We start from the raw sequence: 15,637 nt of genomic DNA on the forward strand, positions 1-15,637 counted from the left end.
CCGGCCGGATCCGGCATCAGGAACCCGCCTGCGACGAGCTGCCGGATCAGCGACAGCCAGAAATCCTTCTTGTGCGCCAGACCGCTGCCGAAACTCGTGAGCCTCTGGTGGTTCCTGGCAAGCACCTTCTCGGTTTCATGGCCGAGCAGGATGTCGATGACATGGCCGGCACCGAAGCGTTCGCCACTCTGCGCGATCGCCGTCAGGATGATCCGCGCCTCCGCTCCGCCGTCGGCGCGCGGTGCCTGGTCGAGGCAGGTGTCGCAATTGCCGCAAGGCTGCGCTTCCTCGCCGAAATAGCCGAGCAGCACCTGGCGGCGGCACTGCGCCGTCTCGCAATAGCCGATCAGCGTGTCGAGCCGGCCATGCGAGCGCCTCTTGTGCTCGGGCGGCGCATCCTCGTCGTCGATGAACATCCGGCGCATGCGGATATCGCCAAGGCCGAACAGCATATGCGCCTCGGCGTCCCGCCCATCGCGGCCGGCACGGCCGATCTCCTGGTAGTAGGCCTCCAGGCTGCCCGGCATGTCGGTGTGGAAGACATAGGCGACGTCAGGCTTGTCGATGCCCATGCCGAAGGCGATGGTCGCCACCATGACGACGCCTGAAAGGGTCATGAAGCTGTTCTGGTTGGCGTCACGCGCCTCCTTGCTCATGCCGGCATGATAGGCGAGCGCGGTGACGCCGTTCTTCTCGAGGAAGGCCGCCATCTCCTCCGTCTTCTTGCGCGACAGGCAGTAGACGATGCCGCTGCGGCCGGGATGGCGCTCGACGAAGCGCAGCAATTGCCGCTTGCTGTCCTGCTTGGCCTCGATGGCAAGCTTGATGTTCGGCCGGTCGAAGCCCAGCACCAGGGTCTCGACGCGCTCGGCAAACAGCCGGGCTTCGATATCGGTGCGCGTGCCTTCGTCCGCCGTTGCCGTCAGCGCGATGATCGGCACGTTGGGGAAGATGCCGCGCAGCCGCGACAAATCCTCGTATTCGCGCCGGAACGCCGGCCCCCATTGCGAGATGCAGTGCGCCTCGTCGACGGCGATCAGGCTGACATCGAGCCTGGCCAGCGCCTCGAGCATCCGCTCGGTCATCAGCCGCTCCGGCGCGAGATAGAGCAGGCGCGTCTGGCCCGAGGCGACGCGACGCCATGCGGCGATATTGGCATCGCGGTCGATCGAGGAATTGATCGTATCGGCAGCCACGCCGGCAAGCCGCAAGGCGGCGACCTGATCCTGCATCAGCGCCACCAACGGCGAAACGACAATGGTGAGCCCGCCCAGGACAAGTGCCGGGACCTGGTAGCAGAGCGATTTGCCCGCACCCGTCGGCATGACGGCCAGGACATGCCGCCCGGCCAGCAGCGCATCCATGACATCGGCCTGGCCGGGGCGGAAATCATCGAAGCCGAACACGTCCTTCAGCACGCGCCGCTTGGGATCTCGCTCGTCTGTCGCGAGGGCCGCCGCTGCCTGCATCACCGCGCGTCCACGGTCGGCGTGCTCATTGGCATGTCATAGCCGAACTCGGCGCAGAAACGCTGGACGCGGACGAGAAATGCCGGGGGCAGGCCGCCGAGATAAGTCCTGAACTCTTCATTCCTTTCCCATTTTCTCAACGAAGCCAACCGGATCGGATTGTCCGGATCCTCGCTGAAACGAATGCGCGGTGTCAGTCCGAACGACTGCGCGATTTTGTCCTGCTGCGCATCGGGCACGCCGATCATGTCTTCGTAGCGGACAAAGAGTATCTGCCGGTGCGGTTGTGCATTCTTCAGCCGGGTCAGCGCGTCGTATTCGGCCAGCCAGCGATGCGGCGTGACGTGGAACCGACGCTCGTTGCGTGTTTGCGGATGCGAACTTGTCAGCGTGTCGAACGGATGGCGCACGCAATAGATCAAGCCGATGGAGGGAGGGAGCTTCGCCAGATGCGCAAAACCGCGCGCATCGCGCTTGACGACGAGGTTCGATTCCGGCCGGTCCAACATGTCCAGCATTGTGTATCGCGCTTCGGGCGGATGGACGAAAATGTCCTCGAAACACCTCATCAGCCGCTGTGTCAGCGTCGTCCCGCTGCGCGCGCAGCCCGTAATGAAAATTCTGTTGGCGGGCGCCGCGCGTGCGTATGTGCGTCTTTGCACGCGCTGTTTCAGAGACAGCGGCACGAACCGCAGAAACTCGCGCACAACCCTTCGCGCGGCCGCTCCACACGCAGCCTCAAGCCTGTGAGCGCCCTTCATCCGCAATTCCGCTGGGCCGCCCGGCGCGAAACGCGCCGCTTGGGGTCCATGGCCAAGATACTCGTCGCCGATATCAGCATCAGGCAGACACCGGGCTGGAATTCCGTGGACTGGAGAGGATGTGGAAACGGGTCAAGACGACTCTCCGTAGGGGTACTTTGGCTTAGCCCAGCGGCCATCGGATCACAACAGGGTCGCTCGTCGGCACGACACCAACAACGGTCTCAGCCTATCCGCCACCCGCCATTGACTGGAATGACCGCGCCGGTGACGAAGGAGCCTGCGTCCGAGGCGAGCCATAGCACCGCTCCCGCGATATCGGCCGGTGTTCCCGGCCGCGCCATCGGCGTCTCGGCGACGATCGCCGCGACACGATCCTGCGGCCAGGCACCGGTGAATCCCGTGTCGGCGATGAACCCCGGAGCAATGACGTTTGCCGTAATGGCGCGCGGTGCCAGTTCGCGTGCCAGCGCGTAGGTTAGGCCGTGCAGGCCGGATTTCGCGGCTGCATAAGCAAGGCTGCCTGGCCGGCTGCCGCCGGTCTGCGCGCCAATCGAACCGATGTTGATGACGCGCCCCCCAGGGCTCGCGAGCAAGGGCGCCACTGCGTGAGTCATCAGGAAGCTGCCTTTGAGGTTGGCCTCGATGAGGGCATCCCAATCGGCCTCGGCGTCCCCGATCGGAGTCGAGAGGCTGATGCTTCGGGTGAATCCGGCTGCGTTCACGAGGACGTCGACCCGGTCGAGGGGAGCCAGCGCCGCTTGAATCTCGTGACGTTTTCCCACATCCGCCCGCCGCCATGAGGCGTGCGGACCGAGCCTTTTCGCGGCCTTGCGGAGGCGATCCTCGTCACGGCCAATGAGAACGGCAGCATAACCCGCTTGCTGCATCGCTTGCGCTATGCCGAACCCGATGCCGCTGGCTCCGCCGGTTACGACTGCGACTCTTTTATCCTTCGACATCTGAAACTCCCATGCGTTGAACGATGCCCTTCAGATGGTTATGAGAACGCGATACGTCGAATACTGTTTATGTGCCCTTATGATATGATGGATATATCGCATGTTGAGCTTGCGCCAATTCCAGCAATTCCTCGCCGTTGCCGAAGCCATGAGCTTCCGGCGAGCCGCTGAGCGGCTGAACATGGCGCAGCCGCCATTGACTGCCGCAATCCGGCTGATGGAGGAAGAGCTTGGTGTAAAGCTTTTCGAGCGCACCAATCGAATCGACAGCCTGACCGTGGCCGGTGAGGTACTGCGGGAAGAAGCGCAAAGAACGATCGTCCAGGCCGAACGCGCCATGGCTCTGACGCGACGCGCGGGCGCCGGCGAGATTGGGTCGCTGCGCATCGGCTTCGTCGCCAGTGCCGTGCGGCAGCTGCTGCCGACTCTGATCGCCGCATTCCGGGAAAGTCACCCGGGAGTTGTGCTGGAGCTCGAGGAAGCTCCGACAGCCCGGCAGGTTGCTGCACTTCTCGACGACCGCATGGACATCGGGATCGCCGCTCTCCCGCTCCCGCCCAGCGCCGTGCAACGCATCACAGTGCAAACCATGGTCAGGGACCGTCTGGTCGCGGCCATTCCGGCGCGCCACAAACTGGCTCTGGCACCGGACGATCCGATCGCTTTGGCCGCACTCGCAAATGAACCCTGGATTCTCTTTCCGCCCAATGAAGGCCCCGGCCTTCATTCAACGATCCTGCAATCCTGTGCGCAAGCCGGCTTTACGCCACGGGTTGCCCAGCGCGCGGTCCAGATGGAGACCATCGTCGGTCTTGTGGCAGCGGGCCTTGGAGTTGCCTTGGTGCCGGGCCTGTTCGGCGAGGCAGGTCGCGAAGGCGTGGTGTTTCGGGATTTGGCTGGAGCCGGTTCGCCGATTCCCTACGAGGTCGCGCTGGCCTGGCGGACGGGCAACAATCGTCCCGCCTTGGAGGCCTTCATCCGGACAGGGCATCGTGCCTCTGACAAGAGGTAGAGGCTATCCTTCCCTAACGACACCTTTACCTCGCTGGATTCCTTTACCCAGCAATGTAAGCTCGGCTCCGCTAGCCAGGGAGGATGCGATGCTGCAGACCAGACAGGATGTTCTCGGCGAGCGGTTCCACCTGCAGCGCGCCGCCTTCGAGGCGCAGCCTTTCCCCAACTTTGGCATCCGCAAGGATCGCCTGAAACGCCTGCTGGCGCTGACCGAGCGGCATGAAGCCGACATCTGCACCGCCATCGACGCCGACTTTGGCGGCCGTTCGGCACACGAGACGCGCCTTGCGGAACTGTTCGTCGTGCGCGCCGGCATCCGCCACGCGCTGTCGCATGTCAGGGGCTGGATGCGCGAACGCCGCGTTGTCACCACCATGCCGTTCCTGCCCGGCCGAAATCGCCTCGTCCCGCAGCCGCTCGGCGTCGTCGGTATCGTGTCGCCCTGGAATTATCCTTTCCAACTCGCCGTCGCGCCGGTGACCGCCGCCCTTGCCGCCGGCAACCGCGTGCTCATAAAACCTTCCGAATTGACGCCGGCATTCTCAGTGCTGCTGGCCAAACTCGTTGCCGAGCATTTCGCATCCGATGAGCTCAGCGTCATCACCGGCGATGCCGAGATGGGCAAGGCCTTCGTGTCGATGCCTTTCGATCATTTGCTGTTCACCGGCTCGACCGCGGTCGGACGCCAGGTCGCGATCGCCGCGGCCGCCAACCTGACCCCGGTCACGCTCGAACTCGGCGGCAAGTCGCCGGCAATCTTCGATCCGTCCTGCGATCTTGACGCGGCGGTATCCAGCATTGCCTATGGCAAGCTCTTGAATGCCGGGCAGACCTGCATCGCGCCGGATTATCTGCTGGTGCCGAAGGGGCAGGCAGGCACGGTCGCTGTCAAGCTAGCAACGGCGATCGCGAAGCTCTACCCGACCTTGCGCGACAACCCCGATTATACCGCCATCATCAGCGACCGGCACCACCAGCGCCTGCGCGACATGATCACTGAAGCGCGTGACGCCGGCGCCGATGTCACCGAAATCAACCCGGCCGGCGAAGAGCTGGGTGGCAAAAGCCGGAAGCTGCTGCCGACCCTGGTCCGCAACGCCGGCGCAAACCTGCGGCTGATGCGCGAGGAGATTTTTGGGCCGGTGCTGCCCATCGTAGAATACACCGGGATCGACGAAGCGATCGCGCATGTGAACGGAGCGGAGCGCCCGCTGGCGCTCTACTGGTTCGGCCGCGACAGCGGCAATCGTCAACGCATCCTGCACGAGACTATTGCCGGCGGTGTCACCATCAACGACTGCATGCTGCATCTGGTACAGGAAAACCAGCCTTTCGGCGGGGTCGGCGCCAGCGGCATGGGCGCCTATCACGGCGAGTGGGGATTCCGGACGTTCAGCAAGGAGAAGCCGGTTTTCACACAGTCCCGGCTGAGCGCCGGAGCCTTGTTGCGCCCGCCCTACGGCAAGACGTTCGAGCGGCTCTTCAGCCTCCTGCGTCACATCACCTGATCGAGCGAGCGCAGCCTCCGGTTCGTCGTGCCATGCAGCGCCGGCGCATTAAGACTATCTTCACCACGGTGCGGCAGGGTCCTCATCCTGCGGTGATGTCTTGAGTACCGCGGCGCCACAAGCGCCCAGGCAACAGACCCGCGCCTCTTTCGGGGTGCGGGTCATTCCCGCTCGATCTCTTACCCTTGGCTAGCCGAGGAAATCGGCCCGGTGCGGCGTGAAGCTGTCGACCAGCCGCCCTGCTTCCAGCGCCTTGACGCCGTGCACCAGACCGGACGGCACAATGAAGCTGCCGCCGGTCTCGATGGTTTCGGTCCTACCGTCGATGGTCACCTCGAAGCGGCCTTCGGCGACATAGCTTGCCTGGACATGCGGGTGCGAATGCAGGGCGCCGACGCCACCCTTGTCGAAGCCGAATTCGACCAGCATCAACTCGTCGGTGTGCAGGAGAACGCGCCGCCTGTTGCCGTCTGGCGTCTTCGTCCAGGCGCCCTCGCCGGCTTGCGCGAAAATCTTTGCGGTCATCGTTGTCTCCTCAGAGCAATTCCAGGAAAAGTGTGAAACGGTTTTCCGTCCGGAATTGCGTTAAAACAATGAGATAGCGCGGTTCAGCGTTTCCGCTAAACGATGAACCTCGCTAGCGCGCCAGCCAGCCGCCATCCACCGGCACCACCGCTCCATGCATATAGTCCGATGCCGGCGCCAGCAGGAAGACGGCGGCGTCGCCAATGTCGCCCGCTTCGCCCCAGCGGCCGGCCGGGATACGCGCCAAGATGGCGGCGCTGCGGTCGAGATCGGCGCGCAACGCCTGCGTGTTGTTGGTTTCGATATAGCCTGGCGCGATGGCGTTGACGTTGATGCCTTTCTGCGCCCATTCGCAGGCGAGCAAACGCGTGATGCCGAGCACGCCATGCTTCGAGGCGGTGTAGGACGCGACGCGAATGCCACCTTGGAAACTCAGCACCGAGGCAATGTTGACGATCTTGCCTTTCCGTTCAGCGGCCAAGGCACGCCTGGCAAAGCTTTGGCAGAGCAAAAAAACCGTCTTCAGATTGACATCCATGACGTCGTCCCAATCGGCCTCGCTGAGATCGACGGCATCGGCGCGGCGGATGATGCCGGCATTGTTGACCAGCCCGTCGAGCACGCCGCTTTCGACCCAGATGCGGTCGTGCAACGGGCCGGCGGCCGAAATGTCGGCCAGGTCGGCGCTCACCGCCTCGAATTGCCCGCCGACTGCGGCGACCTTGTCTGCCGTATCGTCCATCGACGAGCGGCCGACGCCGACCACCGCGCCCCCGGCGCGTGCGATCGATACGGCGATGCCCTGGCCGATGCCGGTGTTGGCGCCGGTGACCAGGATACGTTTTCCGGCAAGGCTGAAGGGGTCGCTCACCGCAGATCGCCCAACGCCACCGGGTCGACATCGGTATAGTCGACATTGTCGCCAGCCATCGCCCAGATGAAAGCATAATTGGAAGTGCCGGCGCCGGAGTGGATCGACCATCCCGGCGACAGCACCGCCTCCTCGTTGCCCATGACGATATGGCGCGTCTCGTCCGGCTCGCCCATGAAGTGGAAGACGCGTGCCGTCTCGGCCAGGTCGAAATAGAGATAGGCCTCCATGCGCCGGTCATGCACATGGCACGGCATGGTGTTCCACACCGAGCCCGGCGCCAGCTGAGTCATGCCGACCACCAGCTGGCAGGTTTTCACGCCCTCGGCATGGATGAACTGGAAGATCGAACGCTCGTTGCAGGCATCCTTGCTGCCGAGATCGAGGCGCTTGGCGTCGCCGATGCGGATCAGCCGGCTGGGCCAGGCCTGATGCGCCGGCGCGCTGAGCAGATAGAATTTTGCCGGCGCGGCTATGTCAGCAGAGGCGAACGACACATCAGCGGTGCCCATGCCGAGATAGAGCATGTCGCGCGCCTGCAATTCGAAGGGCTGGCCGCCGGCGTTGATGACACCCGCACCACCGATGTTGACGGCGATCAGCTCGCGACGGTCGAGAAAGTTCTTGGTGCCGGTCGGCTTGATCGCTTCCAGTTGAAGCGGTGCGCCAGTCGGCACGGCGCCGCCGACGATCATGCGGTCGTAATGTGTGTAGGTCAGGCTGATGCGGCCGGGCTGGAATAGGCCGTCAATGTGAAAGTTGTGGCGCAGCTCATCGGTTCCCATCGCCGCGGCGGCGACCGGGTCGATGGCAAAGCGGGATGTATAGTCGGTGTGGCTCTGGTTCATTTCAATCCTGACTTGAGATGGGTCATTCGCCGGCGGCGGCCTTGACCGAACTGGCATAAAAAGCCTGACGCGCATGCAGGCGTTCGCGGTAACGCTGCTGGCTGGCGGTGAGGTGCGCGCGCATCGCCTCTCGCGCGGCCTCGGCATCGCCTGAGGTGATGGCGTTGAGGATCACCAGGTGCTCGCGCTGCAGTCCGCGCTGGTAGCTATCGGATTGCGCCAGTTCGGTGGACCAGGGCGAAGTCACGTCGCACGGGATGGCGCGCCGGCCGAGCACGTCGAGCATCTCGACATAGAACGGGTTGCTGGTGGCGCTGGCGATGGCGCGATGGAAGGCGAGGTCGGCCGGACCGGTCGGCTCGCTGGCAAGCAGCAGCCGCTCGAATTCGAAGAAGGCTTCCTGGATCGCCGCCTCCTGCGCGGCGTTGCGACGGACTGCGGCGATCCCGGCCGATTCGATCTCGATCGCGAGGCGCACCTCGAGCACGTTGAGCGCGATCGAATCCTTGGCTCCCATATCGGCGGCCAGCGCGCCGAACATCGTCGAGATGTGCTCGGTGACGAAGACACCGGCACCTTGGCGCGGCTCGACCAGCCCGTCGGCGGCAAGCTTGGCCAGCGCCTCGCGGATGACGGTGCGGCTGACGCCGAAGGTTTCGGTCAGTTGGCCTTCGGTCGGCAATTTATGGCCGGGCAGGATCTCACCCGCCTGCAACTGCTTGCGGATCGTCGTGACCACTGTCTCCGACAATTTGGGTTTTCTCTCGACCCTGAGGTCGGTTGCGGTGTCCGATGCCATGTCGCCCCTATTTGAAGACGCTCGGTAGCCAGAGCGAAATGGCCGGAATGTAAGTGACGAGCCCCAGTACCACGAGCCCGGCCCCGTAGAACGGCCAGATCGAGCGCATCGCTTCCCAGACGGATATCTTGCCCACTGCGCACGCCACGAACTGCACAGCGCCCACCGGCGGCGTATTCAGCCCGATGCCGAAGTTGAGGATCATGATAACGCCAAAATGCACCGGGTCGACGCCGTAGGCTTGCGCCACGGGCAGGAAGATCGGCGTACAGATGATGATCGTCGGCCCCATGTCCATGAAGGTGCCGAGGAACAGCATCAAGACGTTGAGCAGGAGAAGCACGACCAGCGGATCGTCCGAGATCGCGTTCATGGAGGCTATGAGCGCTGCCGGCACTTTCAGGAAGGCCATCAACCACGAGAACGCCGCCGCCATGCCGATGATGAGCAGCACCATGGCCGTGGTGCGCACGGCACCATGGGTGGCATGAACGAAACCTTCCCAAGTCATCTGCCGGTAAACGAAGACAGTGACGAGCAACGCATAGATGACCGCGACACAGGAACTCTCGGTTGCCGTGAAAACGCCCGATCGTACGCCACCGAAGATGATCGCGATCAGCAGCAGGCCGGGCACCGCGACAGCGAAGAGATGCGCGACGGCGGTGAAGCCCGGAAACGGCTCGGTCGGATAGCCGCGGGAGCGCGCCACGAAATAGGCGGTGATCATCAGCGACAGGGCCAACAGCAGGCCCGGAATGATGCCGGCCGTGAACAGGTCGGCGATGGAGATCTTTCCACCTGCCGAGATCGAGTAGATGATCATGTTGTGCGACGGCGGCAGGAGCAGCGCGATCAGCGCCGCCATCGACGTGACGTTGACGGCGTAATCCGCTCCATATCCACGCGCTTTCATCTGCGGGATCATCAAGCCGCCGACCGCCGCTGCCTCGGCCACCGCGGAGCCGGAAATGCCGCCGAACAGTGTAGCGGTCGCAATGTTGACCTGCCCGAGGCCGCCGCGCAAATGGCCAACGAGCGAGCCGGCGAAGGCAACGATCTTGCTGGCGATGCCGCCGCGCACCATCAAGTCGCCGGCATAGATGAAGAACGGAATGGCCAGCAGCGAAAAGACGCTCATGCCGGAATTCAGGCGCTGGAACACGATGAGCGGCGGCAGGCCCATGTAAAGGACGGTGGCAAAGCTTGCGACGCCGAGGCAGAAAGCGATCGGCGTGCCGATAAGCATCAGAAGGGTGAAGACGCCGAAGAGGATCCAGAGTTCCATGCCGTCAGACCTTCACGTTCGCCGTGTCGAGTTCGGTTGCAACTTCCGCCGGCGGCAGTTCATCGAGCACATCGTCGATCGGCGCACCGGAGAGACGAAGCACGATGCGCTCCAGCGTGAAGAGCACGACGAGCACGCCTCCCGCGACCAGCGGGACGTAGTCCCAGCCCCCGGATATGCCGAGCGACGGCAAGGTAGCGCCCCAGGTCAATGCAACCAGTTGGCTGCCATACCAGATCATACCGATGCCGAAGGCGAGCGCGACGAGGTCCGAGATCATCCGCAGCCAACGCTTGCCGCCTTTGGGCAGCACGTAGAGCAGGACGTCGAAGCCGAGGTGATAGTTCTCGCGCACCCCGACGGCAGCGCCGAGGAAAATGAACCAGCTCATCAGCATCACCGAGCCCTGCTCGGTCCAGCTTGGCGAGCGGTTCAGGACATAACGACCGAACACCTGCCAGGCGACGAAGGCGGTCATCAGCACCAGCCCGATGCCTGCGACCCATAGCGCCGCTGTGCTGACGCGCGACATCATGCGCGCGACGCCGGACAGGGGCGGTCTGTGTTCTGGGCTGGAGGTCACCGGTTCTCTCCGCAAGAGGATGGCGGCGTGGAATGCCCGCGCCGCCGCTTGATCACTGCACGGCCTTGATGGCTTCGACCATGGCCTTCAGCTTGTCGTCCTTGACGTGCTTCTCGTAGACCGGACCCATGGCGTCGATGAAGGGCTGCTTGTCCGGCGTCGTGATCTGCGAACCGGCCGCCTCGACCTTGGCGCGCGATTCCTTGACCTTGGCGGTCCACAGCTCGCGCTGCCTGGCGACGCTCTCCTTGGCGGCCGCCTTGAAGATCGCCTGATCCTCCGGCGTCAGCTTGTCCCAGCTCAACTTCGCCATGACGAAGGCTTCCGGCACCATAGTGTGCTCGTCGAGCGAATAGAACTTGGCGACTTCCGCATGCTTGGCGGTGTCGTAGCTCGGAAAATTGTTTTCCGCGCCGTCGATGACCCCGGTCTCGATCGCCGAATACACCTCGCCATACGGCATCGGCGTCGCGTTGGCGCCGAGTGCCGCCACCATGTCGACGAAGATGTCGGACTGGATGACGCGGAACTTCATGCCGGACAGATCGGCTAATGAGTTGATCGGCTTCTTCGAATTGTAGAAGGAGCGCGCGCCACTGTCATAAAAGGCGAGCAGCACCAGCCCGACCTGTTCGAACGCCGCCGCGATCTGGTCGCCGACCGCCCCGTCCATGACCTTGTGCATATGGTCTTCCGAGCGGAAGATGTAGGGCAGCGAGGGCACCGTGGTTTCGGGAATGAGCCCGTTGAACGGCGCCATCGAGATGCGGTTGAGGTCGATCACGCCGGTGCGAACCTGCTCGATCGTGTCCTTTTCTTCGCCGAGCTGCGCGGAATGATAGAGCTCGACCGCATAGCGGCCGGCCGTACGCTCCTTTACAAGCTCGCCGAAATATTTGACTGCCTCGACCGTCGGATAGCCGTCCGGGTGGGTGTCGGACGAGCGCAGAACCGTCTGGGCGCTTGCCGTTCCGGCCATCAGTGCGGCGGCGAGTAGCGCAGCTCCCGTCAGTCTTGAAAAATGCAACATGGTTTCCTCCCTTTGCATTGCGGGCGAGTTGCCCCTTCAGAGCCGATACGCCTTTTTCGCCAGCGTATAGGTCAGTTCCCGCGCCAGCTCATACGCCTCGTCCTCGCGCAGCCGATGCTCGGCGACGAGACGCGCCAGGAACGCGCAGTCGACTCGCCGCGCCACATCGTGACGCGCCGGGATCGACGGAAAGGCACGGGTGTCGTCGTTGAAACCGACGGTGTTGTAGAAGCCGGCCGTCTCGGTGGTCATCTCGCGGAAGCGCCGCATGCCTTCCGAGCTGTCGTGGAACCACCATGCCGGCCCGAGCTTCAGCGCCGGGTAGACACCGGCCAGCGGCGCCAGCTCGCGCGCATAACTGGTCTCGTCGAGCGTGAACAGGATGACGGTGAGGTCGCGCTCCAGCCCGACGCAGTCGAGCAGCGGCTTCAGCGCCGTCACATAGTCGGTCCTGGTCGGGATATCGAAACCCTTGTCGCGGCCGAATTTCTGGAAGATCGCGGGCGAATGATTGCGCCAGGAGCCGGGATGGATCTGCAGGACCAGTCCATCGTCGAGGCTCATCTTGGCCATCTCGGTCAGCATCTGGGCGCGGAACAGTTTTCGCTCGCGCTCATCGTCGGAACCACGGCGAATCCGATTGAACAGCTCTTGCGCCGCCGCATCCGAAAGATTGGCGGTCTCGGCCGTCGGATGGCCATGATCCGACGAAGTCGCGCCGAAGCTCTTGAAGAAGGCACGCCGCTGGCGATGCGCATCGAGATAGCCGGCCCAATTGCCGGTGTCGCAGCCGGTGATCTCGCCGAGCCGGTCGAGATTGGTTGAAAACCCTTCGAAATCGGGATCGACGACAGCATCCGGCCGATAAGCGGTGACCACACGGCCCTGCCAGCCGCTGTCGCGGATCATCTGGTGCCATTTGAGATCGTCGAGCGCGCCTTCCGTGGTCGCGATGACCTCGATGTTGAAACGCTCGAACAGCGCGCGCGGGCGAAAATTCTCCCACTGCAGCAGCGTCGCGATGGTGTCGTAGTGGCGGTCGGCGGTCGCCGCGGTCAGCGGTTCGTCGATGCCGAACAGATCGGCAAGCACATGGTCGAACCACAGCCGGGTCGGCGTGCCCCGAAACAGATGATAATGCTCGGCAAAAAGCCGCCAGATCGCCCTGCCGTCGGTCTCGACCGGCGCGCCGTCGAGCGTCGCCACGCCGAGATCCTCGAGGCGGACGCCTTGGCTGAACAGCATGCGGAAGATGTAGTGATCCGGGACGATGAGCAGTTGCGCTGGATCCGGGAATGGCTCGTTCAGCGCATACCAGCGCGGATCGGTGTGGCCATGCGGGCTGACAAGGGGCAGGTCCTTGATCCCGGCATAGAGATCACGGGCAACCGAGCGCGAATGCGCCTCGGCGGGAAACAGCAAATCCGCATGGGTCAGTGCCACGGTCATCCTCCCAAGGCCACTATCGGTAGGGGCGGCAAGAAATAATGTCAACATACAAAAATGCGATTGTTGTATGATGACTTTTCGACCCATTGTGTGGCAGGAAATCGAATGTTACGCCGCTTTGCCGATCCCTGCCGAGGCCACTCATGTCATCCGACCAGACCAGTCGCACCACGACGACCGAACGCCTTTCCACGAAGACCGTGCGCGCACTGCCTGCCTCGATCGCGACACCTGCGTATGATCGCAGCCGCGTCGTCCCGGGCATTGTGCACCTTGGTGTCGGCGCCTTCCACCGCGCCCATCAGGCAGCCTATGTCGACGATTGCCTGGCGGCAGGCGAGGCGGATTGGGGCATAACAGGCGTTTCGCTGCGCAGCACCGACACGCGCGACGCTCTCACGCCGCAGGACGGGCTCTACACGCTGGCGATCAGAAGCAGTGGAACCGAAAAGCTTCAGGTCATCGGCTCGATCGGCGCGATGCTGGTGGCGCCCGAAGACCCCAGCGCTGTGCTGGCCACGCTGACCGATCCGCGCACCCGCATCGTCACGCTGACGATCACCGAAAAAGCCTATCTGAGGGCGGCAGGCGGCGGATTGGACGCCGCCCATCCCGATATCGTCCATGATCTGGCCAAGCCCCGGATGCCGAAGACAGCGCATGGTTTCCTGACCGAGGCGCTTGCCCTGCGACGCGCCGCCGGCACGCCGCCCTTCACTGTCCTGTGTTGCGACAATTTGCCGGCCAACGGCGCCACGCTGCACCGGCTGTTGGTCGAATTCGCCCAGTTGCGAGATGCCGGGCTCGCCCAATCGAGTGATGTCGGAATTGCCGACCACATCGCACACCAGGTCGCGTTTCCCTCCAGCATGGTCGATCGCATCGTGCCTGCAACCACCGACGCCGATCGGGCGCGGATCGCTGAAGAACTCGGCGTCGAGGATGCCTGGCCCGTGATGACCGAGCCGTTTTGTCAGTGGGTGGTCGAAGATAAGTTCCCGACTGGCCGGCCCGCGTGGGAACAATTCGGCGTCACCATGGTTCGCGACGTCGGCCCGTTCGAGGACATGAAGCTCAGGCTGCTCAACGGCTCGCATTCGGCCATCGCCTATCTTGGCCTGCTCAGCGGTCATGCCACCGTCGACCGCGCCTTCGCCGACCCGGCGATCCGCCAATTCGTCGATGCCTTGTGGGCCGAAGCCATCCCGACCCTGCCCGAGGATGCCGGATTGGACACGAGCGCCTATATTGCGGAGCTCGCGGAGCGTTTTTCCAACACTGCACTTGCCCATCGCACGGCGCAGATCGCCAATGACGGCAGCCAGAAACTGCCGCAGCGCATCATCGCTTCCGCCATCGAATGCCTGGAAGCCGGTACCGAACTGGTCCATCTGACCCTGGTGGTGGCTGCCTGGATCGCCGCCTGCGCCGCGCGAGGGAAAACCTTGCCGGAGGGCCATTTCACCGATCCGCTCGACGCGGCGTTGACGGAATTTTTGAGTGAGCAACTGCCGGCCAACGAAACCGTGACCGCGGTGTTCGACCTGGCCGGCTTCGCTGGGGATCACGCCGAACGCCAGACGTTGATCGAACTTGTGGCTGTGCATCTCGTCCACCTGCGACGCGACGGTCCGACCTTGGCCTTCGCCGCGCTCGGCATAGATATGAAGTAGTCATCAACCAGACTTGGTGCGGGTCCGAACCAACTCGATTCAGGCTTATTTGCCGACCGAACCGTCCAGCGTTTGCCGGGAAGAATACTCCGTGCCTTTTGAATTCCAGAACAATCGCACGGCCTTGCCGACGAGGTTTTCGTAGGGAACGAAGCCGACCATGAATCGGCTGTCGGAGGCATTGTCGCGATTGTCGCCCAGCATGAAATAGTGGCCTTCGGGCACCTCAAATTCCCGCGTGTTGTCGCCGATGGAACTGTCCGTCAGGTCGAGAACGAAATGGGTGACACCACCCGGCAGGGTCTCCCGTTCAAGCCTGGCAGGTTGCTCGCGTTCCTCGTAGGAGAAAGTGCCTGCATCCTTGAGGCCGACGGCCACATCGTTGATGTGCAGCACGCCATTGACCATCTGGATTTTGTCCCCGGGAAGACCGACGATCCGCTGGATGTAATCCACGCTGGGGTCGGGCGGGAATTTGAACACCACCACATCCCCTCGCTTGGGCTCCGCGCCGAACATGCGGCCTTCTATCGGCAACAGATTGAACGGCACGCTGTAGCGGCTGTAGCCATATGCGAATTTGGAGACGAAGAGATAGTCGCCGCCTTGCAATGTCGGCACCATACTGCTGGATGGTATCGAAAACGGCTGGAACAGGAACGAACGGATCGCAAATGCAGCCGGATAGGTAGTCAGAAAGACAAGCACCAGCACCCAAAATCCGTGCGCATACCATCTCACCGGCTTGAACCGATGGGCGAAGGGCAGGACGAGCGCTGCCCCCAGGATCATCGAACCGATACCTGAAAAATTGGCCAGCCAGGCAAGATCGGTTCCCGGCAGAACCGGAAATCCGG

At 63.3% G+C, this 15,637-nt stretch carries 15 protein-coding genes; 3 read left to right on the forward strand and 12 right to left on the reverse strand.

Annotation, left to right across the window (positions count from 1 at the left end; genetic code table 11):
* The 3 genes from EN749_RS15040 to EN749_RS15050 form a co-directional block, all read right to left on the reverse strand.
* On the reverse strand, positions 1-1,469 hold a 1,469-nt coding region (locus EN749_RS15040), incomplete at its 3' end, for an ATP-dependent DNA helicase RecQ (RefSeq protein WP_145990923.1).
* A complete protein-coding gene (locus EN749_RS15045; protein WP_128363429.1) occupies positions 1,469-2,230 on the reverse strand; it encodes a sulfotransferase in 762 nt (253 codons plus the stop codon). The genes EN749_RS15040 and EN749_RS15045, both read right to left, overlap by 1 nt.
* A 224-nt stretch (positions 2,231-2,454) precedes the next feature.
* The gene (locus EN749_RS15050) at positions 2,455-3,192 is read right to left on the reverse strand and encodes an SDR family oxidoreductase (RefSeq protein WP_128363430.1); all 738 of its coding nucleotides are present in this window, start codon (positions 3,190-3,192) and stop codon (positions 2,455-2,457) included.
* Between the two features lie 100 nt (positions 3,193-3,292).
* On the opposite strand from EN749_RS15050, the gene EN749_RS15055 reads away from it, so the two are divergent.
* Positions 3,293-4,204 carry a LysR family transcriptional regulator gene (locus EN749_RS15055; RefSeq protein WP_128363431.1) on the forward strand — a complete coding sequence of 304 codons (912 nt, stop codon included), beginning with the start codon at positions 3,293-3,295 and terminating at the stop codon, positions 4,202-4,204.
* Between the two features lie 88 nt (positions 4,205-4,292).
* Positions 4,293-5,714 carry a coniferyl aldehyde dehydrogenase gene (locus EN749_RS15060; RefSeq protein ID WP_128363432.1) on the forward strand — a complete coding sequence of 474 codons (1,422 nt, stop codon included), beginning with the start codon at positions 4,293-4,295 and terminating at the stop codon, positions 5,712-5,714.
* A 189-nt stretch (positions 5,715-5,903) separates the two neighbouring features.
* Here the strand turns inward: EN749_RS15060 and EN749_RS15065 are convergent, their stop codons facing one another.
* From EN749_RS15065 to uxaC, 8 genes are all read right to left on the reverse strand, one after another.
* Positions 5,904-6,239, reverse strand: coding sequence for a cupin domain-containing protein (locus EN749_RS15065; protein WP_127270498.1), 336 nt, complete (start codon positions 6,237-6,239; stop codon positions 5,904-5,906).
* Between the two features lie 112 nt (positions 6,240-6,351).
* The gene (gene kduD / locus EN749_RS15070) at positions 6,352-7,110 is read right to left on the reverse strand and encodes a 2-dehydro-3-deoxy-D-gluconate 5-dehydrogenase KduD (RefSeq protein ID WP_128363433.1); all 759 of its coding nucleotides are present in this window, start codon (positions 7,108-7,110) and stop codon (positions 6,352-6,354) included.
* Entirely contained in the window at positions 7,107-7,958 is an 852-nt protein-coding gene (gene kduI / locus EN749_RS15075; protein WP_127395856.1) for a 5-dehydro-4-deoxy-D-glucuronate isomerase, read from the reverse strand. Before kduI ends, kduD begins: the two co-directional genes overlap by 4 nt.
* Positions 7,959-7,980: 22 nt before the next feature.
* Complete coding sequence (locus EN749_RS15080) at positions 7,981-8,757, reverse strand: FadR/GntR family transcriptional regulator (protein ID WP_128363434.1); 777 nt, start codon at positions 8,755-8,757, stop codon at positions 7,981-7,983.
* A gap of 7 nt (positions 8,758-8,764) precedes the next feature.
* Positions 8,765-10,045 (reverse strand): TRAP transporter large permease, encoded by a 1,281-nt coding sequence (locus tag EN749_RS15085; RefSeq protein WP_127269374.1) that lies wholly within the window; start codon positions 10,043-10,045, stop codon positions 8,765-8,767.
* A gap of 4 nt (positions 10,046-10,049) precedes the next feature.
* The gene (locus EN749_RS15090; RefSeq protein ID WP_127269376.1) at positions 10,050-10,580 is read right to left on the reverse strand and encodes a TRAP transporter small permease; all 531 of its coding nucleotides are present in this window, start codon (positions 10,578-10,580) and stop codon (positions 10,050-10,052) included.
* 100 nt (positions 10,581-10,680) lie between these two features.
* Positions 10,681-11,658: a TRAP transporter substrate-binding protein gene (locus tag EN749_RS15095; protein ID WP_127808812.1), complete on the reverse strand. Its 978-nt coding sequence runs from the start codon at positions 11,656-11,658 to the stop codon at positions 10,681-10,683.
* Positions 11,659-11,694: 36 nt separating this feature from the next.
* Positions 11,695-13,107: a glucuronate isomerase gene (gene uxaC, locus EN749_RS15100; RefSeq protein WP_189367524.1), complete on the reverse strand. Its 1,413-nt coding sequence runs from the start codon at positions 13,105-13,107 to the stop codon at positions 11,695-11,697.
* Positions 13,108-13,250: 143 nt separating this feature from the next.
* On the opposite strand from uxaC, the gene EN749_RS15105 reads away from it, so the two are divergent.
* Positions 13,251-14,780 carry a mannitol dehydrogenase family protein gene (locus EN749_RS15105; RefSeq protein ID WP_128363436.1) on the forward strand — a complete coding sequence of 510 codons (1,530 nt, stop codon included), beginning with the start codon at positions 13,251-13,253 and terminating at the stop codon, positions 14,778-14,780.
* A 45-nt stretch (positions 14,781-14,825) separates the two neighbouring features.
* Here the strand turns inward: EN749_RS15105 and lepB are convergent, their stop codons facing one another.
* The gene (gene lepB, locus EN749_RS15110) at positions 14,826-15,494 is read right to left on the reverse strand and encodes a signal peptidase I (RefSeq protein WP_245491398.1); all 669 of its coding nucleotides are present in this window, start codon (positions 15,492-15,494) and stop codon (positions 14,826-14,828) included.
* Between the last annotated feature and the right edge of the window lie 143 nt (positions 15,495-15,637).

Source organism: Mesorhizobium sp. M7A.F.Ca.ET.027.02.1.1 (assembly GCF_004022985.1).
GTDB lineage: Bacteria > Pseudomonadota > Alphaproteobacteria > Rhizobiales > Rhizobiaceae > Mesorhizobium.